23 protein-coding genes are annotated in these 25,717 nt (G+C 48.7%); 10 read left to right on the forward strand and 13 right to left on the reverse strand.

Annotated elements, in window-relative coordinates; all coding sequences use genetic code 11:
- Window positions 1-217: 217 nt before the first annotated feature.
- The 5 genes from RDP42_RS04115 to RDP42_RS04135 all read right to left on the reverse strand — a co-directional run bounded on the left by RDP42_RS04115 (window position 218) and on the right by RDP42_RS04135 (window position 4,668).
- On the reverse strand, window positions 218-940 hold the full coding sequence (locus tag RDP42_RS04115) for a DUF1349 domain-containing protein (RefSeq protein ID WP_308762650.1): 723 nt from the start codon (window positions 938-940) through the stop codon (window positions 218-220).
- 101 nt (window positions 941-1,041) lie between these two features.
- Window positions 1,042-1,605, reverse strand: a complete 564-nt coding sequence (locus RDP42_RS04120) for a sugar O-acetyltransferase (protein ID WP_308762651.1) — start codon at window positions 1,603-1,605, stop codon at window positions 1,042-1,044.
- A 180-nt stretch (window positions 1,606-1,785) separates the two neighbouring features.
- Window positions 1,786-2,490 (reverse strand): LuxR C-terminal-related transcriptional regulator, encoded by a 705-nt coding sequence (locus tag RDP42_RS04125; protein ID WP_308762652.1) that lies wholly within the window; start codon window positions 2,488-2,490, stop codon window positions 1,786-1,788.
- A gap of 219 nt (window positions 2,491-2,709) precedes the next feature.
- A complete protein-coding gene (locus tag RDP42_RS04130; RefSeq protein WP_308762653.1) occupies window positions 2,710-3,285 on the reverse strand; it encodes a Crp/Fnr family transcriptional regulator in 576 nt (191 codons plus the stop codon).
- 39 nt (window positions 3,286-3,324) lie between these two features.
- Entirely contained in the window at window positions 3,325-4,668 is a 1,344-nt protein-coding gene (locus RDP42_RS04135; RefSeq protein ID WP_308762654.1) for an MATE family efflux transporter, read from the reverse strand.
- Window positions 4,669-5,000: 332 nt separating this feature from the next.
- Between RDP42_RS04135 and RDP42_RS04140 the strand changes: the two genes are divergently transcribed.
- On the forward strand, window positions 5,001-6,371 hold the full coding sequence (locus RDP42_RS04140; RefSeq protein WP_308762655.1) for an MATE family efflux transporter: 1,371 nt from the start codon (window positions 5,001-5,003) through the stop codon (window positions 6,369-6,371).
- On the opposite strand, the gene RDP42_RS04145 is transcribed toward RDP42_RS04140, so the two are convergent.
- The 4 genes from RDP42_RS04145 to RDP42_RS04160 form a co-directional block, all read right to left on the reverse strand.
- Window positions 6,361-7,104 carry an SDR family NAD(P)-dependent oxidoreductase gene (locus tag RDP42_RS04145; protein ID WP_308762656.1) on the reverse strand — a complete coding sequence of 248 codons (744 nt, stop codon included), beginning with the start codon at window positions 7,102-7,104 and terminating at the stop codon, window positions 6,361-6,363. The two genes, RDP42_RS04140 and RDP42_RS04145, sit on opposite strands and share 11 nt — an antisense overlap.
- On the reverse strand, window positions 7,104-11,354 hold the full coding sequence (locus RDP42_RS04150) for an AAA domain-containing protein (protein ID WP_308762657.1): 4,251 nt from the start codon (window positions 11,352-11,354) through the stop codon (window positions 7,104-7,106). Before RDP42_RS04150 ends, RDP42_RS04145 begins: the two co-directional genes overlap by 1 nt.
- A 21-nt stretch (window positions 11,355-11,375) precedes the next feature.
- Window positions 11,376-12,164, reverse strand: a complete 789-nt coding sequence (locus RDP42_RS04155; protein WP_308762658.1) for a hypothetical protein — start codon at window positions 12,162-12,164, stop codon at window positions 11,376-11,378.
- Window positions 12,165-12,394: 230 nt separating this feature from the next.
- Window positions 12,395-14,959 (reverse strand): copper-translocating P-type ATPase, encoded by a 2,565-nt coding sequence (locus RDP42_RS04160; protein ID WP_308762659.1) that lies wholly within the window; start codon window positions 14,957-14,959, stop codon window positions 12,395-12,397.
- Between the two features lie 141 nt (window positions 14,960-15,100).
- Here RDP42_RS04160 and RDP42_RS04165 point away from each other — a divergent pair, with 141 nt between their 5' ends.
- Window positions 15,101-17,383 carry a cation:proton antiporter gene (locus RDP42_RS04165; RefSeq protein ID WP_308762660.1) on the forward strand — a complete coding sequence of 761 codons (2,283 nt, stop codon included), beginning with the start codon at window positions 15,101-15,103 and terminating at the stop codon, window positions 17,381-17,383.
- A gap of 87 nt (window positions 17,384-17,470) precedes the next feature.
- Here the strand turns inward: RDP42_RS04165 and RDP42_RS04170 are convergent, their stop codons facing one another.
- From RDP42_RS04170 to RDP42_RS04185, 4 genes are all read right to left on the reverse strand, one after another.
- Window positions 17,471-17,902 carry an RNA-binding S4 domain-containing protein gene (locus RDP42_RS04170; protein WP_204475663.1) on the reverse strand — a complete coding sequence of 144 codons (432 nt, stop codon included), beginning with the start codon at window positions 17,900-17,902 and terminating at the stop codon, window positions 17,471-17,473.
- 4 nt (window positions 17,903-17,906) lie between these two features.
- Window positions 17,907-18,470, reverse strand: coding sequence for an aminoacyl-tRNA hydrolase (gene pth / locus RDP42_RS04175; protein ID WP_308762661.1), 564 nt, complete (start codon window positions 18,468-18,470; stop codon window positions 17,907-17,909).
- Window positions 18,471-18,502: 32 nt separating this feature from the next.
- Entirely contained in the window at window positions 18,503-19,099 is a 597-nt protein-coding gene (locus tag RDP42_RS04180) for a 50S ribosomal protein L25/general stress protein Ctc (RefSeq protein WP_308762662.1), read from the reverse strand.
- Between the two features lie 190 nt (window positions 19,100-19,289).
- Entirely contained in the window at window positions 19,290-19,664 is a 375-nt protein-coding gene (locus tag RDP42_RS04185) for a PUR family DNA/RNA-binding protein (RefSeq protein ID WP_308762663.1), read from the reverse strand.
- Between the two features lie 181 nt (window positions 19,665-19,845).
- Between RDP42_RS04185 and nusB the strand changes: the two genes are divergently transcribed.
- The 8 genes from nusB to RDP42_RS04225 all read left to right on the forward strand — a co-directional run bounded on the left by nusB (window position 19,846) and on the right by RDP42_RS04225 (window position 25,716).
- On the forward strand, window positions 19,846-20,772 hold the full coding sequence (gene nusB / locus RDP42_RS04190; RefSeq protein ID WP_204475659.1) for a transcription antitermination factor NusB: 927 nt from the start codon (window positions 19,846-19,848) through the stop codon (window positions 20,770-20,772).
- A gap of 41 nt (window positions 20,773-20,813) precedes the next feature.
- Window positions 20,814-21,122 (forward strand): preprotein translocase subunit YajC, encoded by a 309-nt coding sequence (gene yajC, locus RDP42_RS04195; protein ID WP_308762664.1) that lies wholly within the window; start codon window positions 20,814-20,816, stop codon window positions 21,120-21,122.
- A gap of 12 nt (window positions 21,123-21,134) precedes the next feature.
- Window positions 21,135-22,172 carry a YbbR-like domain-containing protein gene (locus RDP42_RS04200; RefSeq protein WP_308762680.1) on the forward strand — a complete coding sequence of 346 codons (1,038 nt, stop codon included), beginning with the start codon at window positions 21,135-21,137 and terminating at the stop codon, window positions 22,170-22,172.
- Window positions 22,169-22,774, forward strand: a complete 606-nt coding sequence (gene coaE, locus RDP42_RS04205) for a dephospho-CoA kinase (RefSeq protein ID WP_308762665.1) — start codon at window positions 22,169-22,171, stop codon at window positions 22,772-22,774. The genes RDP42_RS04200 and coaE overlap by 4 nt, the downstream gene beginning before the upstream one ends.
- Before the next feature lie 69 nt (window positions 22,775-22,843).
- Window positions 22,844-23,257: a DUF5606 domain-containing protein gene (locus RDP42_RS04210; RefSeq protein ID WP_303915941.1), complete on the forward strand. Its 414-nt coding sequence runs from the start codon at window positions 22,844-22,846 to the stop codon at window positions 23,255-23,257.
- 154 nt (window positions 23,258-23,411) lie between these two features.
- Window positions 23,412-23,921: a bifunctional adenosylcobinamide kinase/adenosylcobinamide-phosphate guanylyltransferase gene (cobU, locus tag RDP42_RS04215; protein ID WP_308762666.1), complete on the forward strand. Its 510-nt coding sequence runs from the start codon at window positions 23,412-23,414 to the stop codon at window positions 23,919-23,921.
- A gap of 3 nt (window positions 23,922-23,924) precedes the next feature.
- A complete protein-coding gene (gene cobT, locus RDP42_RS04220) occupies window positions 23,925-24,965 on the forward strand; it encodes a nicotinate-nucleotide--dimethylbenzimidazole phosphoribosyltransferase (RefSeq protein WP_308762667.1) in 1,041 nt (346 codons plus the stop codon).
- Window positions 24,966-24,969: 4 nt separating this feature from the next.
- A complete protein-coding gene (locus tag RDP42_RS04225; protein WP_308762668.1) occupies window positions 24,970-25,716 on the forward strand; it encodes an adenosylcobinamide-GDP ribazoletransferase in 747 nt (248 codons plus the stop codon).
- Window position 25,717: the final 1 nt, after the last annotated feature.

The raw sequence follows: 25,717 nt of genomic DNA on the forward strand, positions 1-25,717 counted from the left end.
TTTCAAACCCTTTCACAAAGAGCCGTACCGAGTTTCCTTCGGGCTCAATCAACACCTTGGTCGGGGATGCCGGACAAGGCATGGCGCTTCAATCCATTTCTGTCTGTATGGAGAAGAATGAGGGTAATAATAGAAAAAGTACAGATGCTTTCATGCTTTTCATGCAGGAACCGGAGATTACGGCATCTGTACTGAACTGAATATGAAAGACTTGTTTTTATTCTCCCAATCTGGAATCTTTTACATGATCAGTAGTTAGCTGTAAATTCTCAAAGGTCGAGATACATTCGTCCGATTGAGGAGCCTGACTGCAGATACCCAGATAAATTTTATCTCCGTATTCGTTTTTATAGAGACGGACCATTTGCCATGTCTTGCCGTCCAACGAATAGTAATTGGCTATGGTTTGCGTATCGGAAGATATTTTAAAATAAATGGATTCTGTATCCTCGTTTACCACTTCATGGTTGTTGTCATCGGAGGTGCCGATGGTACGCACACTTACCACCCGGTGCGTTCCTCTTTCATCCTGTTCGAAACACAGTTTCTGCCACAACGTGTCATTGGCATACGCAAAGAGTACGGCCGCATTGTAGGTCCCTTCCAGAGTGAATCCCGTTTTGACCTTGGCAGAATACGTGAAAGGTTTCTGGTTGTCTATTTCCATAAAAAGGATGGCGGCATCATCTTGTGATATTTTTCCGTTAGGATCACAGAAAAAGTCTGCCTGAGGTTTGGCACGGAAGGTGACAATACCTGCCGAATCACTCACTTGTTTTTCAGCTCCGTTAAGTGATTTGGTAAAATGAAGGCCATTTAAAGAAACGTTACAGTCTGTCAGTCTGGAACTTTCTACAGTTGGTTCGGTTTTGTCTGCTGTTGGATGAGAGCAAGCGGCTGCCATCATTGCAGCCATAGCTAAAAAAAGAGATTTTTTCATGGTTCTTTAATATTTTGATAATGAATAAATCAAGTGAATACTTTTCCCTTTTGAAGGCATTATTTTGACAGGACTTCATTTATGCTGATAAAGATCGTTTACTATACAATAAAACCGACTTTATCTTTCTCGGTGATTTTTCTTAATACACGGCAAGGGTTCCCGGCGGCCACGACTCCTGAAGGTATGTCATGAGTCACGACACTTCCAGCACCAATCACGGTATCATCGCCTATCGTAACGCCACTGAGGAGTATGCTGCCGCCTCCAATCCAAACACGATTACCTATCGTAATAGGTCCCGGAACTAAGGCACCGGCTATCCGTTCATCCGGATCGAGTGAATGATTGGCCGAGTATGCACTTACATTCGGTCCTAATAACGTGTGATTGCCTATTGTGATCTGTCCGCAATCGAGCAATGTACATCCGAAATTAATATAGACATCGTTTCCAATCGTAATGTTTTTTCCGAATTCGCAGGTAAAGTCAGGCTCCAGCCAAACGCGTTTACCCACTTTCTTGAAGAGTTGCCGCATGATTTCCTGACGACGTTCAATTTCGTCGTCTTCGGTACGGTTAAATTCTTTAAATAGTTTTTTGGCTTTCACTCTTCGTTCAAACAAATCGGCATCAAAGTCATTGCAGATTTGATGTGCTTGCATTTTATCCCATTCTGTCATTTTTGTTTTGATAGGTTTTATTTTAAGTAAGTGATTAAAAATGTGCTTATATCCCTATAAAATAGTAGTATCGTTTATATGAAAGAGATACGGGTGTCGCCATCGCATCCATGTGGAGATGGTGAAACCTTTCGCCTTTTGGGCAATGTTTGGGCTGTTTGCTTAATCAATCAATCCCAACCTTTTTGCTTTATGACATGCTTCTGTGGTGTTATTTACTTGTAGTTTGGCTATGATATTCTGCCTGTGGCGGTCTACCGTATGTTTGCTGATTCCCAGTTTTTCTGCAATCATTTTGCTGGATTTCCCATTTTGTATCATTTGCAATATGATTTTTTCCCGAGCAGAAAGAAGTTGATTCTCATCCGTGAGAAGAATTTTTTTCTCGCCCGTCATCGTATTTATCAGATAAGCTGCTTCGCTGTCTTCGGATGTCAGATTGTACAGGCAGAGAGAATAACTTATTCCCTGCTGTCCGTCGCCTGAGAAATAAAAGATACGATGCTTCCAATAGTGGTATTCCCCCTCTTTGTCACACATTCTTATGGTATTCTCAAGATACCAGGAAAATATATCTTTTGAATGAGAGGATGATACCTTTCGGAAAAAAGTTAATTCTTGCAGACATCGCTTTTTCCAGTCGTCCGGATGAATCCGGTTGTAAATCTCTTCTTCCCATACGGAATCCACTGTTTGGATGGTGCTTGGTCTACCTAGTCCCAATATTTTGCAGGACTTTCCGAAGAAGATATGGCTTTTCCCCGTACGCAAATTACTTAATACGGCAATGGAGTTTTCGCAGATAGAGTAGGACTGCGCGATAAGGCACAGGCGTTGTTCCTCGTCTTGTGCGTATATCCCATCCATTTGTTGATGGAACTTTTGTTTTAACCTCTCATCTATTTCTATCATACATTCAGTTTACAGTGTCACAAAAGTATACAAAGTTTTTTCGAGCAAAGATGAAATGAGGGTGTTCCTGATAGGGTATGGTTATAAATCAGTATAGCGAAAGAGCTTGTTTTTATTTTTATTTTTTGATTTTGGATACTGACAAAGGGATGTGGGCTGTGGAAGTCTTTCTTCTTATTTCTTTTTGTTCAGTCCTGCCCGTATGCGGCTGAGCGACTGAGGCGTAATCATCAGATAAGAGGCGATGTGCTTGAGCGGAACATGTTGCAGCAATTCTGGATTCTGTTCCAGCAGGGCAAGGTAACGCTGTTTTGCCTGTGCAGCTCCTCCGTTTATCATCCAGTTTTCCATGTCCAGAAACTGCCGCTCGAAGATGATTCTTCCGATGTTGGCAAAGGCGATGGAAGAGGCGAAAAAAGTCTCCATCTTTTGCTTGGAGATGCGGAAGACCGTGCTGTCGCTCATGGCTTCGATGGAGGTAAGAGAGGGACGGTCGGCCACGTAGCTCCACGAAGAGAAGAGCGTGTCTCCTTCGGATGCAAACCAGAGTGAGATGTCCACTCCGTCGCGCAGATAATGTCCTCTCCAGATACCTTGGGCCACCAGGTAGAGACTGCTGTTGCGTTCTCCTTCCCGTACGATGTGTTCCCCTTTTCGGTAAGTGAGCCGTTCCATCTGTGCCAGCAATTGCTCGGATTCCGAGGCACTCAGTCCATATTTTTCGTGCAGTATCTCGCTAAAAGTTTTCATTCCTTTGGGTATCTATGTCGCTACAAAGGTAATAAAATCTTAGCTTCGTTTGCCGCGGCAGTAGAGAGTGAGGACAAAAAGGAAGGTCAGCAGCTCGGAAACGGGGACGGCCAACCAGATGCCCGGTACGCCACATATCAGGGGTATCAGCCAGAAACAGAGCAGCACGAGGATGAAGCCGCGCAGCAGGGTGATGGCCATGGCGGGGCGGTCGCGTTCCACACTCTGGAAGTAGCCGATAGACACGATGTTGATGCCAAAGCAGATGAAGCCGGAGGCAAACAGGGGAAGTCCTTCTACGGCGAGGTCGTGTGCCGGATAGCGGCTGTCGATGAACCAGGAGGCTATTTGGGAAGAGAACAAGGCTGTGACGGCGAATACCACGACACCGCAGGAGATGGCAGTCAGCAGGGCCAGTCGGAAGGCTGCCCGCACGCGTTCCGGATGTCCGGCCCCGAAGTTGTAGCTGAGAATAGGTTGGGCCGACTGGGCGATGGCGTTGTACACCATGAAGATGATGGGGAAGAAATAGCAGGCGATGCTGTAGGCGGCTACCCCATCTTCTCCCAGGTAGTGGATAAAGACGTAGTTTCCGGCAAACATCATGGTGGCGATGGCTGCCTCGCAGAGGAAACTGGACACTCCTAACTTGCACATATAGCCGGTGTTGCGGAGGGTGAGCCGCAGGCTTTTCCAGGACAGCTTGACTTTACACAAACGGAGAACTCGCTGAGGCTGCATCAGATAAACCAGAATCATCGCGGCGCCGACAATGTAGCCCAGGCTGGTGGCCAAGGCGGCTCCGAACATGCCCCACTTGAAGATGAAGATAAATAAGTAGTCCAGGCCGATGTTGAGCAGGGCCGGGATGATGTTGCACACCATGGCATAGTTGGGTGAGCCGTCCAGCCGCACGAAGAACATGCCCGAACTTAGCAGGGCACTGAATACCAGGAAAGGGACGAACCAGTACATGTATTCGGCGGCGAGGGGCAGCAGGCGGGGCGAGCTTCCCAGCAGCAAGGCGATTTTCTCCACGTTGCAGAGAATGACTGCGGCGTAGGCGATGAGCAATAAGGAGGAAACCACGACAGCCTGCGTGATATTGATGCGGGCCACTTTTATTTTTCCTTGCGACAGGTGAATGGAGGCCACGACCGAGGCACCGATGCCGAACATCAGTCCCACGCCTGTATTAATCAGGAAAAGGGGAGCCGTGATGTTGACGGCCGCCAGGGCATCGCTGCCGATGCCTTTCCCTACGAAGATGCCGTCGGTGATGATGAAGATGGCTGAGAAAATCATTCCCAGTACGGTAGGAATAAGTAATTTCCGGAACAATTTCGAAATATTCATGCTTCCGAAGTCAATACTGTCTTTCATGTCTTTTCTCTGTTTCTTTGATTTGGCTGCGAAGGTAAGTCAATTCCGGCACTAAAAAATTCACAAATGATAATAAATCACTGCCGAAAAGGGGGGCGAAAACGCAAGGACGTTTGGATTCAAATGCACTTGCGTTTGAAGTAAAACGTAAAGGCGTTTCAGATAAAACGTACTTGCGTTTGGGTGGAAACGCACTTGTGTTTTTTTAAGGGCCTGATTTAAGGCAAAAAAGCTGCTCGGGTTAGCTAATTTAACGCGAGGATTTTCTTTGGTATCACAACTTTAGTGTAATTTTGCACGCTTATTAGATTTTAAGGATATCGAGAGAATATATGGCACAGTCGAGAGAGATGACATCAGGGCCGAGTCTGCCACTGATTTTGAATTTTACTTTTCCTTTGTTGCTGGGCAACCTGCTTCAGCAGACGTATTCGCTGGTGGATGCGGCCATTGTGGGACGATTCTTAGGTATTAATGCCTTGGCTTCCGTGGGAGCCAGCACATCGGTGGTTTTCCTGATACTGGGATTTTGCAACGGGTGTTGTGGTGGTTTCGGCATTCCGGTGGCCCAGAAGTTCGGGGCCCGCGATTATGTCACGATGCGGCGCTATGTGTCGGTCAGCCTGAAGCTGGCGGCCGTGATGTCGGTGGCGGTGGCCATTGTTACGAGTCTACTCTGCGGATTTATCCTACGTTCCATGCAGACACCTGAGAATATTTTTGAAGGGGCTTACATCTATCTGCTCATCACGTTTATCGGCGTACCGTGTACGTTTTTCTACAACCTGCTTTCCAGCATCATCCGTGCGCTGGGGGATAGCAAGACTCCGTTCTGGTTCCTGCTGTTCTCCACGTTGCTGAACATTGTACTCGATTTGTTCTGTATCCTAACACTGGGATGGGGCGTTGCAGGTGCGGCCATTGCCACGGTCTTCTCGCAAGGACTTTCGGCTTTGCTGTGCTACATCTATATGTACCGCAAGTTTGACATCCTGAAAACCGAGCCGTCCGACCGCCGTTTCCGGAAAGATCTGGCCCGTCAACTTTTGTCCATCGGGGTGCCGATGGGCTTGCAGTTTTCCATCACGGCTATCGGCAGCATCATGTTGCAGAGTGCAAACAATGCACTGGGTACGGCCTGTGTAGCTGCCTTTACTGCGGCCATGCGTATCAAGATGTTCGTGATGTGTCCGCTGGACAGCTTGGGTATGGCTATGGCCACGTATTCCGGACAGAACTATGGTGCCGGAAAGCCCGACCGCATCTGGATGGGCATCAAGTCGGCCACGCTGATGATGCTGGTCTATTCCGTAGTGATTGCCATCGTGATGTGGGGACTGGCCGACAAGTTTGCCTTGCTGTTTATCTCCCCCGATGAAACAGAGATTATGAAAGATACCGTGCTGTTCCTGCACATCAATACCTCTTTCTTCATCCTGTTGGGTTCGTTGAGCATCCTTCGCTACAGCATTCAGGGAGCAGGTTATACACGGCTGGCCATGTTTTCGGGCGTAGCCGAAATGATAGCCCGTGTGCTGGTCAGCCTTATTTTTGTACCGGCTTGGAAGTTCTGGGGTGTCTGCTTCGGCGACCCGACGGCTTGGCTGTTTGCCAATTTGTTCCTGGTGCCGGCTTTCATCTATGTATATCGCCGTTTGAAGGAGATTGTGGCGAAGGAAAGACGGGTGCCCGTCAATTCCTGATGGGCAGTTGTTTCCAGATGAAAGGGGGGATCAGGTGCCAGAGGGCTACCATGATGCGGTAGCGCCAGTCGATAAGGGCGATGCGTTTCTTTTTCTCCAAGGCTCGCACGATGTGACGGGCCACTTTCTCCGTGGACATCAGCATGGGATAGTGCTTGCCGTCGTTCAGCAGGCCGGTGGCCACGAATCCGGGTCGGATGTCGGTAAACCGGATAGGGAGATGCTGCATGTAGGCCAGCTGTTCCAAGGAGTCGATGTAGATATTCTGGAAACGCTTGGTAGCGGAGTAGGCCGGGGCGGCTCCCAGTCCTTTGGTTCCGGCAATGGAACTAATGACCGCGAGATGTCCTCCTTGTTGCCGGGCAAAGTAGCGGAATGCCGCGGTGACCATCCGTACGAATCCCGTTCCATTGGTTTCCAGTGTCTGGAGTTCGATGTCCGGTGCCAGTGCGTAATTCTGGTGGCCGATGCCTGAACAGTGCAGGTAGAGGTCCATGCCTCCCATTTCTTCAATCAGTTCCTGCAGGCGGTCGGGAGCCTCCGCCTGACAAATGTCGATGGCCCGGATGTGGATGCGGTCCGGAGCCAGCTGCTGCAATTCTTTCAGTTTTTCTTCGCGTCGGCCTGCCAGTCCGAGTATCCACCCCTTTTGGAGCAGTTGCAAGGCCGTTTCTTTTCCGATGCCGGAAGTGGCCCCTACGATGAGGGCCCGCTGGATAGGTTTCTTTTTCATCAGTTGGTACGTATTTCATAAAGGAATTCTTGCGAAAGAGGAAGTCCTTCGGTCGGGTTACAATGGATTTTTCCATACAGGGGCATCTGCGGCTGGAGCGGTTTCAGCTCCGGTGAAAGGTGGTTGCAGAAGGCCGTATAGGAGTGGTTGTTCCTGCAAGGTCCTGCATCGTCGCGATACACCAGCACGTAATGGTTCAAAGGACGGGCATGCACCAGCTGGTTGATTTGCAGGGCCAGGTCGCGTGCTTCCTGCGGTGAAATGCGGTCGAACAGGCTGGAGAGATTGAAAATCACCAGCTCGGTCAGTACGGAATGGGCCTGCCAGAACGTCGGTTTTACGGCCGATAACCGGGAATATGAGCTTGTCTGAATGTGCTTGTAAGCCGAGGTCTGGAAAAAGGCTTCGGTGGTTTCCCCCATCTCCTGCATCGGATAGATACCCACATAGGTCAGGTCCAGGTGAGGCAGGGAACGGCACACATCGGCAAAGGCCAGTCCCGAAGCGCCTGCCTCACAGGAAAGGTCGCAGAATACCACCCGGCCGGAAACTTTCCGAATCAGGTCGTACAGCCAGTTGCCGCTTCCGGTAAAAAGGGCCTGTGCCGCTGCATATTGTTTTCGCAGGTAGAAATAATTGTATACCTGGCAGAAGGTTTGCGGAGTCATCTCTTCAGGCTGGGTACGGAAGTCGCACCGGCCGTAAGCCGTGACTTCGCGGTAGTGGGCCACGTTCGCTTCCCAATCCTGCGGGGGTGGAACCAGTTGCTCGAAAGCCTGCTGGAAGTGGGCGGGCAAAGAATAGCTTCCTTCCTCCAGTTCCCAGTTCCGGCGGTAAGACGGGAGGGTGAAATTGCCTTGACAGAACGATTCGGCATCCGTTTCCAGGTAACCGTTGTGCAGGCGGATGTATTCCAACAGTTTGTAGAATGTGATGTTGGCCCCGAGAATGTGCGGGTTGCCGGTCAGCAGCAATTGCTTGCGGGCGCGAGTTAGTGCCACATTCAGCTTGCGGTCTATCAGGAAGGTACCTTCTTGAAACGTATTGGCTGTCAGAAAATTGAGCTGACTGAAATTCTGTACGGTGAATGAATAGATGATTACATCCCGCTGGCTGCCCTGGTAGCGTTCCACCGTGTCGATGGAGATGTCCAGCAAGGCGGGCAGTTGGAGGCTGGCTATTTCTTTCCGAATCATGGCAATCTGGTTGCGGTAGGGCACGATGACGCCCACCGTCCGGTTGGGGTCGAAATGAGACTCCGTCAGGCGGTAGATATGAGCCAGCAGAGTGGCCACGATGCGGGCCTCGTGCGGGTTGGTCTTGTCGGAGCCGCTGAGACTTTCGGGAACTTCTGCCGGGATGAAGACCATTCTCCGTTCCAGCAGCAGGCGGTCGATGGGGTCTTGAGCGGTTAGTCCGGCTTCGTAGGGTGTTTCTTCCAGCTGGTGGGGTAGCGGCACACACTCCAGTTGCTCCCAGTAGTAGAAGGTCTGGTTGGGGAACTCGGCAATGGCCGGGTGCATGCGTCCTTGCTGGCGGAGCACACTGCGGCACGTGTCGGGACTCGACTTATACAGGCGTTCGAAGAGGGAGTTGCGGCAGTCCTCCAGTCCGATTTGTCGCAGGAGCGGGTCGGTGACAGCCGCTTCTTCGGCGCTTTGTTGGGCAATGGCCGGAAGCTGTTTGTAATCGCCCACTAATACGAACTTGTCGATGGCGTTATGCTGCTGGTGGCGGGCTGAGAGGATACCAATCAGGTCGGGTTCCAGTATCTGTGAGGCCTCGTCGATGAGTGCCAGCTGGAAATGCTTCAACGTGAAGAGGTTGAGGCGACTGTTGAGAGAGGTCGTCGTACTCACGAAGATACGGGTGCGGTCGATTTTCTGCCGGATGTCAGTCAGCTTGGGGCAGTCGGCCAGGCTGTGCTTCAGCAGGTAAGGCACGAAACGCTTGTCGCACGACAGTTCGCTGCCGATGCGGATGAACGGGGTCTTCTCGGCAATACCGGAGTCGAGGAGCATGCCGCAGATTTCATCTACCGCCCGGTTGGTGTACGACAGGAGCAGGATGGACGTATCAGGGTCACTCAAGGCTTCTTCCACCATGTAGCGCAGGGCACACGAAGTCTTTCCGGTACCCGGGGGACCTACTAACAGAAAGTAATCCTTGGCTTGTTTCTCTTTTTGGATGAGTTCGTTGAAACGGCCGTATTCGCCGTTCAGGGTGACTTCCTCCTCTTTCAGTTCGGGGGTACGTACGCCCAACAGCAACTCTTTCCGGTCGGCACGGGCGGACAGAAAGGCGTACAGTCCGCGGAACCCATTGTAGGCCGAGGTATCAGAAAAATCATGTTCGATGGCGAAAAGGTCGTCTCCGCCCCCGATAATATCTTTGTTCTGCTGCCCGTTGCGCAAGACCAGTGTCATGCGGTCCGGGTGCAGTTCGAGGATGTTTCCCTTCATGAGGATGTGTTTCCGCAGGTCAGGTTCTCCCTGATAAGCATACAGAATCACCATGTCACCTGTACGGAAATTAGGCAGGAAGTCTTCTTCCTGTGTCGGAATGTGCAGTTCGATGAGGTCGTATCCTTTGCCCGGTCCGCTGCTTTGTTTCTGCAGGATGGTCAGTCCCAGCAAGATGTTGCCGGCCTCCAGTTTCTCGTGCAGCGGGATGTGCCAGTTGCCGGCAAATCCGTGCGAAGCATCGCTGCTTCCTCCGGTCTTGCTGAGAATTTGTTCCTTTGCCACGAACGTGAAGAAACGGTTGAAGTACGCCCGTTCCAGCGGGGTACAGCGTTTCAAGGTATTGATGGCCGTCTGCAACTGCGGTTCCTGGTAGTCGTTCCACAGCTTTCCGCTCACCTGCAACTCGTTCAGGAGGTCGGTGCTGAGGGAATCCACCACCTCGCCGATGGCTCCTTCGCCCAGCTGCATCTCGTTGTGTACGATGTAGTTGCGGAGCTTGATGCTTTCCCGGAACAGATTTTCGGCAAAATGCTCTAATAGCAGTCCGTCGGCATACTTGGAATAGAGCAGGAAGGTCTGCATGTGCTCTGTTTCCTGTCCGAAGTTGTATCGCAGCACGCCCTGATAGAGCATCATCTGGATGAAATGGTCTTCCTTGTGGCGGTGGTTGTATTCGTCGCGCTTCCCGGCCTTTTGTTCGATGAGCACCTGAAAGTCTTTCTGCATCATGTCCACACGTCCCTGCAGCCCCAGTTTTTCGCAGATGAAAGAGGCCTCGAGTAGGGTGCTTTTCTTGTTGAAATGCCGGATGTTGCGGGGCAATACATCATGTACAAACGAGCGGATGTTCATCATCTGGGCCTGCGCTTGGGCATGGAAATCAGCCGGAATCTGACAGGTACAGAAATCGAGGGCCGAGGCGGCAAAGAATTTCTGGATGGTACGGGGATAGGTGACCGGCTCTTGGGGCTGCTCGTTGATGTAGTCGTCGAGAAACTGGCTGGCCAGGTTACCCATCAGGATGGGGGCCGTATAGGCTTTCGGCTTGATTTTGTTCATGAAATAGTTGAGCGGATGGTGCCCGTATTCCCGGAAACAGGCCGCCAGCGAACTGATGTCAATCAGGTAATCGGGATGGATGACGATGAGGTTCGGAATGTAATGGTTCTCTTCATCCACCCGCACATCGAGCAGGTTCAGGGGCAGGTTCTCTGTCAGCAGGTCTTTCAGATACAGCAAGTCGCCTTGATACCCTCCCTTGGCATAGTTGATGATGATGAAGGGATCTGTGTCACTGTCGGTGGCTGCAAATATCTGGGTGTCGTTCCAACTGGTCACGGAAGCCCGCACGTAGGGAATGTGTGATAGCCGTGTGCCTTGATAGGGACGGTTGGAGTGGGGGATCTCCGGAAGAATGGAAGCCGGAATGTCTTCTTCAAAACCCAGCGAGACAAAACGTACCAAGGCACGCAGGTCATAAAGGTATTCCTGCATGTCGGCCTGAAAACGGTCGCCCATGGCAGCGTTGCAGTTGCGGCGCATGGTCTGGATGGCATATCGGTCGGAAGGCGTCATCTTCTTTTCCTTGCAGATGTAATCCAAACGGGAAAACAAGTTGGCAAAGGAGAGAGTGACCCCCGTGGTCAATTCATAACAAGCCTGCTCCAGCACTTTGTGGAGCAGGATGTATTTGGCTTGTAAATTGTCGGGAGCGGCCGTCGGCTGACGGTGAATCTGTTCGATGCGACGGAACAGATCGAAAGATTGGAGTTCGATACGGGACATGTGCGAAAAAGCAGACCGGCGTTACTGTTTGATTAAGTGATAGATACGGTAAGCCTTGGTCAGTCCGTTGAATTCTCCTTTGTACTGGTCGGTCACGTCTTCCTTGATGAGGCTGACAGAGGTTGTTTCTTCAGCTGTCGTTTCGTCTTCAAACAGCATGAAAGTATATTGCTGTTTGGTACTTCCGGCCATGGTGGCCTCAATACGCAGGTAGGGTTCTCCCGTATCTTCTGCATATTTAAGGGTACGTTCAAAAATACCGAGTTGATAGTTGTTGGTACTGTTCGGGAAAATTCTCAGTTCTCCATATGACAGGGAGGAATCTGAATAAATGAGAGAGAAGCGTCCTTCTGCCTGAATAGGGGATTCTTCTACGATGCGTGCCTTCAAGGTCGCTTCGTCTCCTTTAGTGAGGTTGTCACCTTCCACCTCGGCATCCAGACTTTCTACCCGATATTCATCGGTAGGATTGCTGACCAAGATGGAGACGGTGTAGCTGTTGCCTTCCCGGTCGGAAATGGTGGTAGAAGTCTGGCCGATGCTGACTGGAAGAAAGGTCAGGGTTTCTCCATCGTAGCGGTAGTCTGCGATGGTGGCATCTTCATTTTTGATAGTGTAGTTTCCTTCTCCTCCCCGGATGAAGAATTTTTCGCCCGTACCGAACAAACTGAGTTCTATGGTGCCGTTGGTTATTTTTTGCTGGTTGTCCGCGTTGACGAGATAAATCGGACCGTTATTGTCTTTGCAGGCTGCAAAGAGAAGAATGCAGGTGGTTAAGAGCATTCCTTGGATAAATTGCATAAGTTTCATAAGTCGTATAGTTGAATTCTTGCTTCAAATATACGACTTTTTTGGAACTTGTGAAGGGTATGGAGTAAAAACTAAGGTCAGTCTGTCTGGCTTTTTTATGTAAAAGCGGAGTGAGTGTCTGAGTACTTCCCTTGCAGTACTGTGGTACTCCCTTGGCAGTACTGTAGTACTTTCTCAGCAGTACTGCAGTACTTCCCAGAAAGTACTGGATTCGGATAAAATACTTTTAATCAGTTCTTTTCTTTTAGCGTATAGTCGCCGGCTTTTTCGTCAATCAGGTGCTGCAACTCTTCCAGTGACGGAACTTTTCCTTGGAAGGTAATGACAGCCTCCGGAGGAGTCAGGGTGACTTGGGCGGTGGCGCCTTCTACGGTGTTCAGCACTTTTTCTACCCGCGTGCGGCAGTGGTCGCACATCATGCCTTCCACCAAGTAGGTCTTCTGGACGCCGGAAACGGTTGGGGCAGGAGAGGGAGCGGCTGCCGGCTGTGCGGGTTCCGGCTGTACTTCTATGGGGCGTGTTTCCACTGCTTGTACTTCCACGGGCTGTATCGTTTCTTTGATGGCTGCGGATGTGTGAGTATGTGTGAATTTTTTCCGCTTCAACCGCAAACTGTTGCTTACTACGCTCACACTGCTCATGGCCATGGCCGCACCGGCAATCATCGGGTTCAGTAGGAAGCCGTTGATGGGATACAGGATACCTGCTGCCACGGGAACGCCAATCAGGTTGTAGATGAATGCCCAGAAAAGGTTTTCGCGGATGGTGCGTACGGTGGCTTGGGAAAGGCGGATGGCATCGGTGATTTTGTTCAAATCGGAGGAAATCAGCGTCATCTTGGCTACGTCCATAGCAATGTCACTGCCTTTTCCCATGGCGATGCTGAGGTCGGCCTGGGCCAGTGCGGCACTGTCATTGATGCCGTCGCCCACCATGGCTACTACTTTCCCTTGGCGTTGCAGTTCCTGAATGAACTGGGCTTTCTGCTGAGGAAGCACTTCTGCCTGGAAATAGGTGATGCCACATTGTTCCGCAATCTTCCGGGCGGTTTCCGGATTGTCGCCGGTCAGCATGTAGGTGGAGATTCCCATTTCCTGCAATTGTGCTACGGCTTCTTTGGAGGTTGGCTTGATGCGGTCGGCTATGGCCACCACTCCCAAGGCTTGCTTCTCATCGGCCAGCCAGATAACCGTCTTGGCTTCTTCGCTTAGGCGGGTCGCTTCTTCGGTCAGGGAGGCGGGAATGGCAAGTCCGTGTTGCTCCAGCAGGCGACGGTTGCCGGCATAATAATAGGTTCCGTTGATTTTTCCACGTACCCCCAGTCCCGTCAGACTTTCAAAGCCTTCCATAGGGAGAGGTTGCGCAGCGAGATGGTGTACGATGGCCTGTGCCAACGGATGTTCCGATGCACTTTCCAGGGTGAAAAGGATGCGTGACAGGGGGGCTTGCGACAGGCCGGCGGAGAGGTCGGTCACGGTCGGGTGTCCTTCGGTCAGGGTACCGGTCTTGTCGAGGACGATGGCATTGACCTTGCGAGCGGTCTCCAGACTGTCGGCATCTTTAATCAGGATACCGTTTTCGGCTCCTTTCCCGATGCCCACCATGATGGCAGTCGGCGTGGCCAATCCTAACGCGCACGGACAGGCAATGATGGTCACGGTGACAGCGGCCAGTAGCCCGTGGGTAAATCCGTTGTGGCTGTCCAGTAATATCCACGCAAGAAAGGCCAGTACGGCGATGCTCAGGATGGTAGGGACAAAAATAGCGGCAATGCGGTCGACCAATTGTTGCACGGGAGCCTTGCTGCCTTGTGCCTCTTGCACCATGCGGATGATATGAGCCAGCACGGTTTCACTGCTCACCTTGTCGGCGGTGAAACTGAAACTTCCTTTCTGGTTGATGGTGCCGGCATAGACTTTCTCGCCGGGGACTTTTTCCGTGGGGAGCGGTTCGCCGGTGAGCATGCTCTCGTCTACATACGAACGTCCCTCATCTACCGTACCGTCTACCGGTATGCGGGCACCGGGTTTCACTAATAGGCGTTGTCCGGCTTGTACTTGTTCTACAGGTATTTCTTTTTGGGTACCGTTCGGACTCAGGAGAGTAACGGTGGCCGGTTGCAGGCCCATCAGTTTCTTGATAGCCTCGGAAGTGTTGCCTTTGGCTCTTTCTTCCAGTAGTCGTCCGAGCAGAATGAACGAGATGATGACACTGGCGGCTTCAAAATAGACATGGGGATGAATGCCGCGGCTCATCCAGAATTCCGGCCAGAACAGGTTGAAGAGGCTGAAGGCATAGGCGATGCCCGTGCTGACGGCCACCAGCGTGTCCATGTTCGAGGTGCGGTGTTTCAGCTGTTTCCAGGCATTGCGATAGAAATCCCTACCCAGCCAGAAGACCACGGGGGTAGCTAGTATCCACATCACGTAGTTGGCATAAGTCCAGTCCATGAAGCACATGCCGATGATGGCTACCGGGATAGACAGAGCCAGGGAGCAGAGGGTGCGGAATTTCAGTTTACGGTATTTCTGTATGTGCGCGTCTTCTGCTATTTTTTCTTTGTTTGCACGGGTTTCGATGACCAGGTCGTAACCGGCTGCCTGGATGGCACTCTTCAGTGTTTCCGGTGAGCAGCTCTCGGGATTGTATTCCACGGTGGCGGTAGCAGCCGCATAGTTCACGCTGGCATGATAAACTCCAGCCTGTCGGTTTAAAGTCTTTTCTACTCGTGCGGCACAGGCGGCACAACTCATTTCGAGTACAGGGAATATTTGTGTAGTTTTAGATGTGTCCATAACGTCTTTATTTAGAATGGGACAAAATTATAACATTCTTGTTGGATTCTAAAATTTCTGTTTCATATTTATTTATTGGAACGACGAACGATTCTTGAACAGAATTAGTTACATTTGCGCAAAAATAAAATACAACTAATTATGTCGGAATTGGCCCCTCTTATCAGTGATTTGGCATTAATATTGATTAGTGCCGGAGTTATCACATTGATCTTTAAAAAATTAAAGCAGCCCCTTGTGTTGGGATATATTGTAGCGGGATTTGTGTGCAGTCCTCATTTCACGTTTACTCCTTCAGTGTCGGATGCAGACAATATCCAGACCTGGTCGGAGATTGGCGTGATTTTCTTGCTCTTTGCCTTGGGACTGGAGTTCAGCTTCAAGAAACTGATGAAGGTGGGTGGTTCGGCGGTCATCTCGGCCTGTACCATTATTTTCTGTATGATTATGGTCGGGATTTTCGTAGGATGGCTGTTCGGTTGGAAACAGATGGACTGCATTTACTTAGGAGGTATGCTGGCCATGTCGTCTACTACCATTATTTATAAGGCATTCGATGATTTGGGATTGCGGCAGCAACGTTTTGCGGGCTTGGTGCTTAGTATCCTGATTCTGGAAGATATATTGGCTATCGTACTGATGGTGATGCTGTCCACAATGGCGGTGAGCAAGAATTTTGAAGGCAGTGAGATGATTTACAGCATTGGAAAATTGGTGTTCTTCCTGATTTTGTGGTTTGTGGTGGGAATCTACCTCATCCCGTTGTTCTTGAAGAAAGCCCGCAAACTGATGAGTGATGAGACGTTGCTGATTGTGTCGTTGGCACTGTGTTTCGGCATGGTGGTGCTGGCAGCCCGGGTGGGATTCTCTCCCGCCTTCGGAGCTTTTATCATGGGTTCAATTTTAGCGGAAACCATAGAATCGGAGCATATCGACAAACTGGTGGCTCCGGTGAAAGACTTGTTTGGGGCTATCTTCTTCGTATCGGTCGGTATGATGGTGGATCCAAACATGATTGTGGAATATATCTGGCCGATTCTCGCTATTGTGGTGGCCATTCTGGTGGGGCAGACCATTTTCGGTACGGGAGGTGTGTTACTGTCCGGTCAGCCGTTGAAGATAGCCATGCAGTGCGGATTCAGTCTGACGCAGATTGGTGAATTTGCGTTCATCATTGCCGCATTGGGTGTCAGCCTGCATGTCACGAGTCATTTCCTGTATCCGATTGTAGTGGCGGTGTCCGTTATTACGACCTTTCTCACTCCGTATATGATTCGTCTGTCAGGACCGGCTTATACCTTTGTCGACCGCCATCTGCCTCTGTTCTGGCGGCGTTTGCTGGAGCGGTATACCGCAGGAGGACAACCGGTGAACCACCAGAACAACTGGAAAAAGCTGCTGCTTTCCATTGTACGCATTACGCTGATTTATTTTGTGCTTTCGGTGGCTATGGTAGTACTTTCTTTCAATTTGTTCCTGCCGTTGCTGGTATCTGCTACCGGAGATTTTTGGGGGAAGATAATCGGTGCAGTGGTCACTATTGCATTGATTGCTCCTTTCCTGCGGGCCATGATCATGAAGAAAAATCATTCCATTGAGTTTAAGGCCTTGTGGGCGGACAGCCGTTTCAATCATGCGCCACTGATATCCATTGTGTTGCTGCGTATTGTACTGGCGGTGTTGTTTGTGATTTACATCATCCAGCACCTGTTCCAGGCTTCGGTGGCATTGATGGCAGGTATTGCCATTTTGGTGGTGCTGTTCATGATTGCGTCGCGTTTCCTGAAAAAACAGTCCATCGGGTTGGAACGTACGTTTGTACAGAATCTTCGTTCGAAAGAAGTGCGGAAGGCTTACTTGGGCGAAAGTCAGCCGGAATATGCCGGGCGCTTGCTCGACAGAGATTTGCACTTGTCGGATTTTGTCATCCCGGCCGATTCGCTTTGGGGCGGGAAAACCTTGATGGAGCTGGATTTAGGAAAGAAATATGGAGTACATGTGGCTTCGATTATTCGTGGAACACATCGAATCAATATTCCGGGAGGTGGAAATCGCATCTTCCCCAATGATAAATTGCAGGTTATCGGTACGGATGATCAATTGTCGGTATTTTCCAGTCAGTTGGAGAAAGTGGCAGAAAGGCATGCGGATGAAGATTTTGAAGAACATGAAATGTATTTGAAGCAATTTGTGGTATCCCGCAAATCACCGTTCTGCGGACGTACCATTCGTGAAAGCGGCATCCGGAATAAGTATCACTGCCTGATAGTGGGTATTGAATCGGCCGATGACAGTAATTTGCGTCAGCCGGAAGTCTCTTTTACCTTACAGAAAGGAGATGTGGTATGGGTAGTCGGGGAAGAGAAAGACTTGAAGACCTTGTTTAAGGTGTCGGAAATGCCGGAACCGGAACTTGCCGAATGAAATATAGTAGTGAATAAGGTAAAAAAGAACTGGTCCTACAAAGTGGAAAAGCTTTGTAGAACCAGTTTTTTTGAGTAAGCTTTGATTTTATTCTTCCTCGTTATCATCTTCGTCATCGAAGTCGAAGTCAAAATCGTCCATATATTCCGGGGTGAAGAACTCATCCAAGTCTCTGCGCTCTTTCTTGGTAGGACGTCCGGTTCCTCTGGCCCGGTCTACGAATCCGCTGATTTTGCTCATTTCCAGCAGTTCATACTGGTCGGGAGTTGTGACATTCTCCATGACATCAGGAACCAGTTTGGCTCCTACCCGTTTTTCGATGGCCTGCAACACCTTGAAGGAATAGGTAACGGGTGGTTTCCGGACCTGTACCACATCCCCCGGTTTGACTGTCCGGGCCGGTTTGGCCTGGGCTCCGTTGATGGAGATTCTGCCTTTTTTGCAGGCTTCGGCTGCAATCGTTCTTGTTTTGAAGATACGTGCGGCCCACATCCATTTATCTATTCTTGCTTCCGGCATACGCTTATTTGTTGTTATACTGGTTCATCGTATTGTTCAGTCCGGCCAAACAAAAGCTCTTGATGATTTCCTGTGCCACTTCCAGACGTTCCGGCATCAGTTTCATGGCTTCTTCATCGAAATGTCCCAATACGAAATCAATTTGTCCTCCTTTTGGAAAGTCGTTGCCGATGCCAAAGCGAAGGCGGGCATAGTTTTGAGTTCCTAGGGTAGCGGCGATATGTTTCAGACCGTTGTGTCCGGCGTCACTTCCTTTTCCTTTTAGTCGCAACGTCCCGAAGGGAAGGGCCAGGTCATCCACTACGATAAGCACATTTTCCAGAGGAATTTTCTCCTGTTGCATCCAGTAGCGTACAGCGTTTCCACTGAGGTTCATATAGGTGGACGGTTTGAGCAGGATTAACTGTTGTCCTTTTAACGACAGGTGTGCAGTTGCCCCATAACGTCCATCGCTAAAAACAATATTGGACGCCTTAGCCAAGGCGTCCAATACCATAAATCCTATATTATGACGGGTTTCACGGTATTCTTCACCGATATTCCCCAGTCCAACAATCAAATATTTCATTGAAAGGATTCTTGTGTGTTTAGGTTACTGAATTATTTACCTGCAGCAGCCTGAGCACCACGAGCGGCACGAGTCAATTTAACTGCGCAAACCACAGCTTCTTTTGCGTTCAGCAGTTCCAGACCTTCATAGTGCAATTCGCCAACTTTTACAGTCTTACCCAATCCCAGCGGAGTTACGTCGATAACCAGACGTTCCGGAATTACGTTGTACAAAGCTTTCACTTTCAGTTTGCGAATCTGCAGAGCCAATTTACCACCGGCTTTCACACCTTCTGCCAAACCTTCCAGTTTTACAGGAACTTCCATAACGATAGGTTTGTTTTCGTCAATCTGATAGAAGTCTACGTGCAGAATCTTATCTGTTACAGGGTGGAACTGGATATCTTTCATGATAGCGTTTACTACTTTGCCATCAATGTTCAGGTCTACTACATAGATATGCGGTGTGTATACCAAGTTACGCAAGCCTTCAGTAGAAACAGTAAAGTGAGTAGCAACTTGATTGCCGTTTTCATCTTTCTGGATTCCGTACAATACGCAAGGAACACCATTTTCTTTACGAAGTTCACGAGTGGCTTTTTTACCAGTTTCTGTTCTCAAAGAACCTTTGATTTCAATTGATTTCATTTTTCTAAAATTTTTGTGTTACTCTAAATTAAGTTGATTTTGTGCTTAATTCGCCATCACACGATGTGGTATATCACACGATGAGCTTGAAAAAGCGGTGCAAAGGTATGCATTCTTTTTTGATTTTCCAAATTTTCCCCTTAATAAAATCCTGTAATTCAGCTGGAAATTGGTGAACTGACTGTCTTTTTTAAAAGTCAATGTCGATTTTGATTTCTCCAGACTGTGATGGAGTTTCTTCTTCAGTAACGGTTTCTGCATGGCTTTCCAAGTGTAGTCCGCCTTGTTCATGATCAATGAAGTCGATGGCTTGCTGTAGGCCGTGCATGAATTTCTCAAAATCTTCTTTATACAAGAAAATCTTGTGTTTTTCAAAATTCACTTGAGGATCGTCTTTGTCCATCGACACCACTTTCTTGCTTTCCGTGATGGCAATGAACATCTCCTCTTTCCGATTCTTCTTTACATCCAGGTAGTAAATGCGTTTTCCTGCCTTGATGGCTTTAGAGAATACGATTTCTTTGTCGTTTTCAATAGCTGTACTTTTCTTCTTCAGTTCTTCCATAACTCACTGTTACTAATAAAAATGCGTTCAAATTTGAATATTTTTTTGCAATGTGCCAAGAGAGAGCAAGGAAAAAATGTCGAATCTCTGAAAAAAAGAAAAAATATGGCACCCTATGGTGGGGTGTAAAAGAAATTTGCTTATTTTTGCACACCTAAAATTGTAGTTTTGTTTATATATTATGATCAACAGAGTTCTTATTCGTCTGAAGATAGTTCAGATAATTTATGCGTATTATCAGAACGGTGGTAAAAACTTGGATACTGCAGAAAAGGAGTTGTTCTTCAGTCTGTCCAAAGCATATGATTTGTACAACTATCTTTTGCTTCTCATGGTGGAAGTGACGAAGTATGCCAGCAAGCGGCTGGATGCAGCAAAAAACAAACTGGTGCCTACCAAAGAAGATTTGTCTCCTAACATGAAATTTGTGGAAAATCGTTTCATCGCACAGTTGGAAGTCAATAAACAACTGAATGCTTTTTCTGCTTCTCAAAAGAAAACCTGGGAAAATGAAGGGGATTTTATTAAAAACCTGTGCGAGCAAATCATGCAGAGTGATATATATAAGGAATATATGGCCAGTGAAACCTCTTCTTATGATGAGGATCGTGAACTGTGGCGGAAAATCTATAAGAAGATGATTTTTAACAATGCAGCACTCGATGAGGTTTTGGAAGATCAGAGTCTGTATTGGAATGATGATAAGGAAATCGTGGATACGTTTGTGTTGAAAACCATCAAGCGTTTTAATCCTGAAAATGGGGAAAAACAGGAACTTCTTCCGGAATTCAAGGATGAGGAAGACAAGGATTTTGCCCGCCGTTTGTTCCGCCGTGCCATTTTGAACGCTGATTATTATCGTCATTTGATTAGTGAAAACTCGAAGAACTGGGATTTGGACCGTGTGGCTGTGATGGATGTCGTGATTATGCAGATTGCATTGGCTGAAATCTTAAGTTTCCCGAATATTCCGGTAAATGTTTCTTTGAATGAATATGTGGAAATTGCCAAGTTGTACAGCACTCCGAAGAGTGGCGGCTTTATCAATGGAACATTGGACGGAATTGTTAATCAATTGAAAAAGGAAAATAAGCTGACTAAAAACTAATATATTTGTCAGGCTATTATTAATCTAAACCGAGAAAACGTATGAATTTGTTAGCTGTTGTTTTAGAGGCTCAGGGAGGAGCAGATTACTCTTTCCTTATTATGATGGTGGCTATTTTCGCCATTATGTACTTTTTTATGATTCGTCCCCAGAACAAGAAACAGAAAGAAATTGCCAAGTTCCGCAAGAGCTTGGAAGTAGGCCAGTCTGTAGTTACTGCAGGGGGAATTTATGGAAAGATCAAGGAAGTAGAAGACAATACAGTTGTAGTGGAAATAGCTGCGGGTGTAAAAATTAAAGTAGATAAGAACTCAATTTATGCAGACGCACAGGCTCAGCCTGCAAAATAATTGTCAATGGATCTGTTCGATAGAAAGAACATAAAGAGATATTACTTGATATTCGTACGACAAATCAGGAACTTCTTGCTCAGTACAAAGAGCAGGGAGTTTCTGATTTTTCTGTTTTTTGTCTTTGTGTCTTTGTGTTTCTGGTTCCTTCAGACAATGAATGACACTTACCAGACAGAATTTAAAATTCCTGTCCGTTTGAAGAATGTACCGAAGGAAGTGGTAATGACTTCTGAACTGCCCAAGGAGATTCGGGTGAAAGTGGAGGACAGGGGTACGGTACTGTTGAATTATATGTTGGGGCGTACGTTTTTCCCGCTGACATTTAATTTTGAAGATTATCAGGAGAAAGGATCTTATGTGCGCATTCCGCAGGAAGAGGTTCTGAAGAAAATCAGTACTCAATTAAATAACTCTACCCAGTTGCTTTCGGTATATCCGGATACGTTGGATTTCATTTACTCCAAAGGGGTGGCCAAGAAAGTACCAGTGGCAGTCGGAGGAGAGGTTTCGGCCGGAAGACAGTATTATGTGTCTGAAATTCGGGTGATTCCTGATTCTGTAGTGGTGTATGCGCCTCAAGGCGTATTGAATACGGTATTGACTGCCTATACCCAGCCTTTTCATTGGACCAATGTGACGGATACATTAAGAAAGCATCTTAATTTGCAGAAGTTGCATGGGGTGAAGTTTGTTCCTTCTTCGGTCGATGTCATGGCTTGTGTGGACATGTATTCGGAGAAGACTTTTGAAGTACCGGTGGTCGGCATAGGTTTCCCGCAGGGAAAAGTGTTGCGTACTTTTCCCTCGAAGGTACAGGTGACCTGTCAGGTAGGGTTGAAGAACTTTAAGTCGGTGAAAGCAAGCGACTTCTTAGTAGGAGTATCTTATGCGGATGTGTTGGACAATAAGTCTGAAAAGCTGACACTTACGTTGAGAAGATATCCGGATGTGGCCACTCACATCCGTATCAGTCCTTTGTCCGTCGATTACTTGATTGAGCAACAGACCGTGGAGAAGGTCGTCAAGAAAGAGGAGATTGCTGAATGATCAGACTGGGAATTACAGGTGGAATAGGCAGTGGAAAATCCTATGTAGCGCATTTGCTGGAGGAGAAAGGTTTTCCATTGTATGATACCGACCGGGAGGCCAAGCGACTGACCCTGACACATCCCCGGATACGGGAGGCACTTTCAACTTTGCTTGGAACAGAGGTTTATCAGGCGGATGGCACCTTGAACAAACCACTGCTTGCCAGCTATTTGTTCTCTTCACCGGAGCATGCCGAACAAATCAATGGAATTATTCATCCCTGTGTGTATGAGGATTTCCAGGTGTGGGCCCATCGGCAGGAAGAGGCGGGCGCAAAGGTCGTGATGATGGAAAGTGCCATTCTGTTTGAGTCAGGCTTTCAGAAAACAGTGGATTATGTGGTAATGGTTTATGCGCCTTTGGAATTACGTATCAAGCGGGCCATACAGCGGGATTCGGCTTCGGAGGCACAGATCAGAGCCCGGATTTCTGCGCAGATGGACGATGAAGAAAAGAAAAGGAAAGCCGATTATGTGCTCTATAATGAGGAGAAAATGCCATTGGAGACACAGATTGCCGCATTGGAAGCTTGGCTTGCCAATAGAAAAACGGGCAGATAGTTTGTGTATTTCATTCGTCCGTTGTATTTTTGTCACTCGTAATCAAATTTTAATCATAGAGAAAAGAATATGTTGAAGACTATTTTAGCTATTTCTGGAAAACCCGGTTTGTACAAACTGATTTCTCAGGCAAAGAATATGCTGATTGTGGAAACTGTCAGTGCAGAAAAGAAAAGAGTTCCAGTTTATGCCAGCGATAAAGTAATCTCATTAGGTGATATCGCCATGTATACTGATGCAGAGGAAGTACCTCTGGGTGAAGTACTGGAATCTGTCAAGAAAAAAGAAAACGGTAATGTGACTGCTTTGGATTACAAAAAGGCTTCTGCAGAAGAATTGCATGCTTTCATGGCGGAAGTATTGCCGAATTATGACCGTGATCGTGTACATACCAGCGATATCAAGAAGTTGATTCAGTGGTACAACCTGCTGGTATCAAACGGAGAAACTGATTTTGTAGAAACAGAAAAAGCAGCTGAATAAACGGAAAAATACGTACGGTGTAGATCGTACGATGAGAAGTAAGGAAACTGTCTCAGGACAAACGGTGCGTTGTTCCGGCTACGGACTGCGGCATTTGTCCTGAGACAGTTTTTTATATATACCTACGGAAGCAAGGAACAGCGCGAAGGAAGAAATGAAGAAAATAATCTTGATAACAGGTGGCGAACGGTCGGGAAAGAGCAGTTATGCCGAACGGCTGGCCCATGAACTGACCTCTTCGCCGGTGTATATGGCCACGGCGAAAATCTGGGATGAGGAATTCCGGAAGCGGGTGGAGCGTCACCAGCAGAATCGTGGTCCCGAATGGACGAACATCGAGGAAGAAAAGGAACTGAGTCGTCACGATATCACCGGCCGGGTAGCCGTAATCGACTGTGTGACGCTTTGGTGTACGAACTATTTTGTGGAGCAGCAGGACGTGGCCTTGGCCTTGGAGGCCTTGAAGCAGGAATTCGACCGTTTTACCGCACAGGAGGCGACGTTTATCTTCGTGACCAATGAGATAGGAATGGGAGGCGTATCTCCCAATGAAGTACAGCGCCGGTTTACCGACCTGCAGGGCTGGATGAATCAATACATCGCGTCCAAAGCAGACCAGGTAGTTCTGATGGTTTCTGGTATTCCGCTTAAAGTGAAAGGATAAATTATGCGTAAATTTATTATTCCCTCTATAGCCTGTCCGGAGTTGGAACAGGCAGCCCGAGAAAAGATTGACAACCTGACGAAGCCCAAGGGTTCTTTAGGGCGTTTGGAAGAACTGGCTTTGCAGGTGTGTATGATACAGCAGACTTTGTCACCCTCCTTGAAGTGTCCGCACAACCTGCTTTTTGCGGCCGACCACGGCATTGTGGAAGAAGGCGTCAGCGCCTCTCCTAAAGAAATCACCTGGCAGCAAATCAGCAATTTCCTTCACGGAGGGGCCGGCATCAATTTCTTGTGTCGCCAGCACGGTTTCCGACTGGTGATTGTCGATGCCGGAGTAGATTATGACTTGCCTTACGAAAAAGGGATTGTGAATATGAAGGTGCGTAGGGGTACCCGTAATTTCCTGTATGGCGATGCGATGACTCCCGAAGAGATGGATTTGTGCTTGGAGCGAGGTGCACAATGTGTGGACCGAGTGAAGGAAGCCGGTTGCAATGTAATCAGTTTTGGTGAGATGGGAGTGGGAAACACTTCCGCTTCCTCTCTGTGGATGAGCTGCCTGACGGGAATTCCGTTGGAACAGTGCGTCGGTGCCGGCAGCGGCTTGTACGGCGAAGCCATGACCCATAAGTTCAAAGTGCTTCAGCAGGCCCTCCAACATTTCCCGGGAGAGCATACGGTGGAAGAAATCCTGTGCCGTTTCGGAGGGTATGAGATGATGATGGCCGTAGGCGGCATGCTGCGTGCAGCCGAGCTGCGCATGGTGATTTTGGTGGACGGATTTATCATGACCAACTGCATGCTGGCAGCTTCTCGTTTGTATCCGGAAGTGCTTTCGTATGCCGTGTACGGGCATCAGGGCGATGAGAGTGGTCACAAACTCTTGTTGGACTATCTGCATGCCCGTCCGTTGCTGAACTTAGGATTGCGTCTGGGAGAAGGAAGCGGTTCGGTCTGTGCCTATCCAATACTCGATTCTGCGGTGCGGATGTTGAACGAGATGGACACTTTTGCGCATGCTTCCATTACCAAATATTTCTGAGCGTATGCATAATCTGTTGGCTGCTTTGATGTTTTTCACCCGTCTTCCTTTTTGGCGGATTTGCTCCGTGCCCTCCGAATGTTTCCGGCACGTGGTGAGCTACTGGAGCCTGTGCGGATGGCTCACGGGTGGGGTGATGGCCCTTGCCTTCTGGCTTTTTTCCCTGTGGTTCCCAATCCCCGTAGCGGTGCTGTTAGCATTGTGTGCCCGTCTTTTCCTGACGGGAGCCTTGCATGAGGACGGCTTGGCCGATTTCTTCGACGGCTTTGGCGGTGGACGCGACCGGGAAGGGATTCTTCGCATCATGAAGGATTCCCACATCGGGAGTTACGGAGTGTTAGGGCTGATTCTGTATTACCTGCTGTCGTTCTCTTTGCTCGTTTCTCTGCCGGTGCCGCTTATTCCCTGGGTGTTGTGGGTGGCCGACCCTTTTTGCAAGTTTGTCTGTAGTTTCATGTTGGTGTTCTTGCCTTACGCCCGGAAGGTGGAAGAAAGCAAGGCCAAGGTGGTCTACACCCGCATGAGTACCTCGGAGTGGGTGGCCAATGCGGTAGGGGGACTGTTGCCGCTGTGTTTGCTGCCATTCTCTTATTGGGGGATGCTGTTGTTCCCCTGCGTGCTTTTTGTCGCGTTGGTGTGTTTGCTCAAGCGTCGGCTGGGAGGATATACCGGCGATTGTTGCGGAGCCCTTTTCCTGTTGTGCGAGCTTGCGTGCTGGCTGGGAGCGGTGGCAGTGACTTATAATTTTTAAG

The sequence above is a fragment of the uncultured Bacteroides sp. genome (genome assembly GCF_902472605.1).
Lineage (GTDB): Bacteria > Bacteroidota > Bacteroidia > Bacteroidales > Bacteroidaceae > Phocaeicola.

Coding starts and splice junctions, on each gene's coding strand:
- RDP42_RS04115 (WP_308762650.1), bottom strand. CDS start 940: ATGAAAAAATCTCTTTTTTTAGCTATGGCTGCAATGATGGCAGCCGCT.
- RDP42_RS04120 (WP_308762651.1), bottom strand. CDS start 1,605: ATGCAAGCACATCAAATCTGCAATGACTTTGATGCCGATTTGTTTGAA.
- RDP42_RS04125 (WP_308762652.1), bottom strand. CDS start 2,490: ATGGATGGGATATACGCACAAGACGAGGAACAACGCCTGTGCCTTATC.
- RDP42_RS04130 (WP_308762653.1), bottom strand. CDS start 3,285: ATGAAAACTTTTAGCGAGATACTGCACGAAAAATATGGACTGAGTGCC.
- RDP42_RS04135 (WP_308762654.1), bottom strand. CDS start 4,668: ATGAAAGACAGTATTGACTTCGGAAGCATGAATATTTCGAAATTGTTC.
- RDP42_RS04140 (WP_308762655.1), top strand. CDS start 5,001: ATGGCACAGTCGAGAGAGATGACATCAGGGCCGAGTCTGCCACTGATT.
- RDP42_RS04145 (WP_308762656.1), bottom strand. CDS start 7,104: ATGAAAAAGAAACCTATCCAGCGGGCCCTCATCGTAGGGGCCACTTCC.
- RDP42_RS04150 (WP_308762657.1), bottom strand. CDS start 11,354: ATGTCCCGTATCGAACTCCAATCTTTCGATCTGTTCCGTCGCATCGAA.
- RDP42_RS04155 (WP_308762658.1), bottom strand. CDS start 12,164: ATGAAACTTATGCAATTTATCCAAGGAATGCTCTTAACCACCTGCATT.
- RDP42_RS04160 (WP_308762659.1), bottom strand. CDS start 14,959: ATGGACACATCTAAAACTACACAAATATTCCCTGTACTCGAAATGAGT.
- RDP42_RS04165 (WP_308762660.1), top strand. CDS start 15,101: ATGTCGGAATTGGCCCCTCTTATCAGTGATTTGGCATTAATATTGATT.
- RDP42_RS04170 (WP_204475663.1), bottom strand. CDS start 17,902: ATGCCGGAAGCAAGAATAGATAAATGGATGTGGGCCGCACGTATCTTC.
- pth (WP_308762661.1), bottom strand. CDS start 18,470: ATGAAATATTTGATTGTTGGACTGGGGAATATCGGTGAAGAATACCGT.
- RDP42_RS04180 (WP_308762662.1), bottom strand. CDS start 19,099: ATGAAATCAATTGAAATCAAAGGTTCTTTGAGAACAGAAACTGGTAAA.
- RDP42_RS04185 (WP_308762663.1), bottom strand. CDS start 19,664: ATGGAAGAACTGAAGAAGAAAAGTACAGCTATTGAAAACGACAAAGAA.
- nusB (WP_204475659.1), top strand. CDS start 19,846: ATGATCAACAGAGTTCTTATTCGTCTGAAGATAGTTCAGATAATTTAT.
- yajC (WP_308762664.1), top strand. CDS start 20,814: ATGAATTTGTTAGCTGTTGTTTTAGAGGCTCAGGGAGGAGCAGATTAC.
- coaE (WP_308762665.1), top strand. CDS start 22,169: ATGATCAGACTGGGAATTACAGGTGGAATAGGCAGTGGAAAATCCTAT.
- RDP42_RS04210 (WP_303915941.1), top strand. CDS start 22,844: ATGTTGAAGACTATTTTAGCTATTTCTGGAAAACCCGGTTTGTACAAA.
- cobU (WP_308762666.1), top strand. CDS start 23,412: ATGAAGAAAATAATCTTGATAACAGGTGGCGAACGGTCGGGAAAGAGC.
- cobT (WP_308762667.1), top strand. CDS start 23,925: ATGCGTAAATTTATTATTCCCTCTATAGCCTGTCCGGAGTTGGAACAG.
- RDP42_RS04225 (WP_308762668.1), top strand. CDS start 24,970: ATGCATAATCTGTTGGCTGCTTTGATGTTTTTCACCCGTCTTCCTTTT.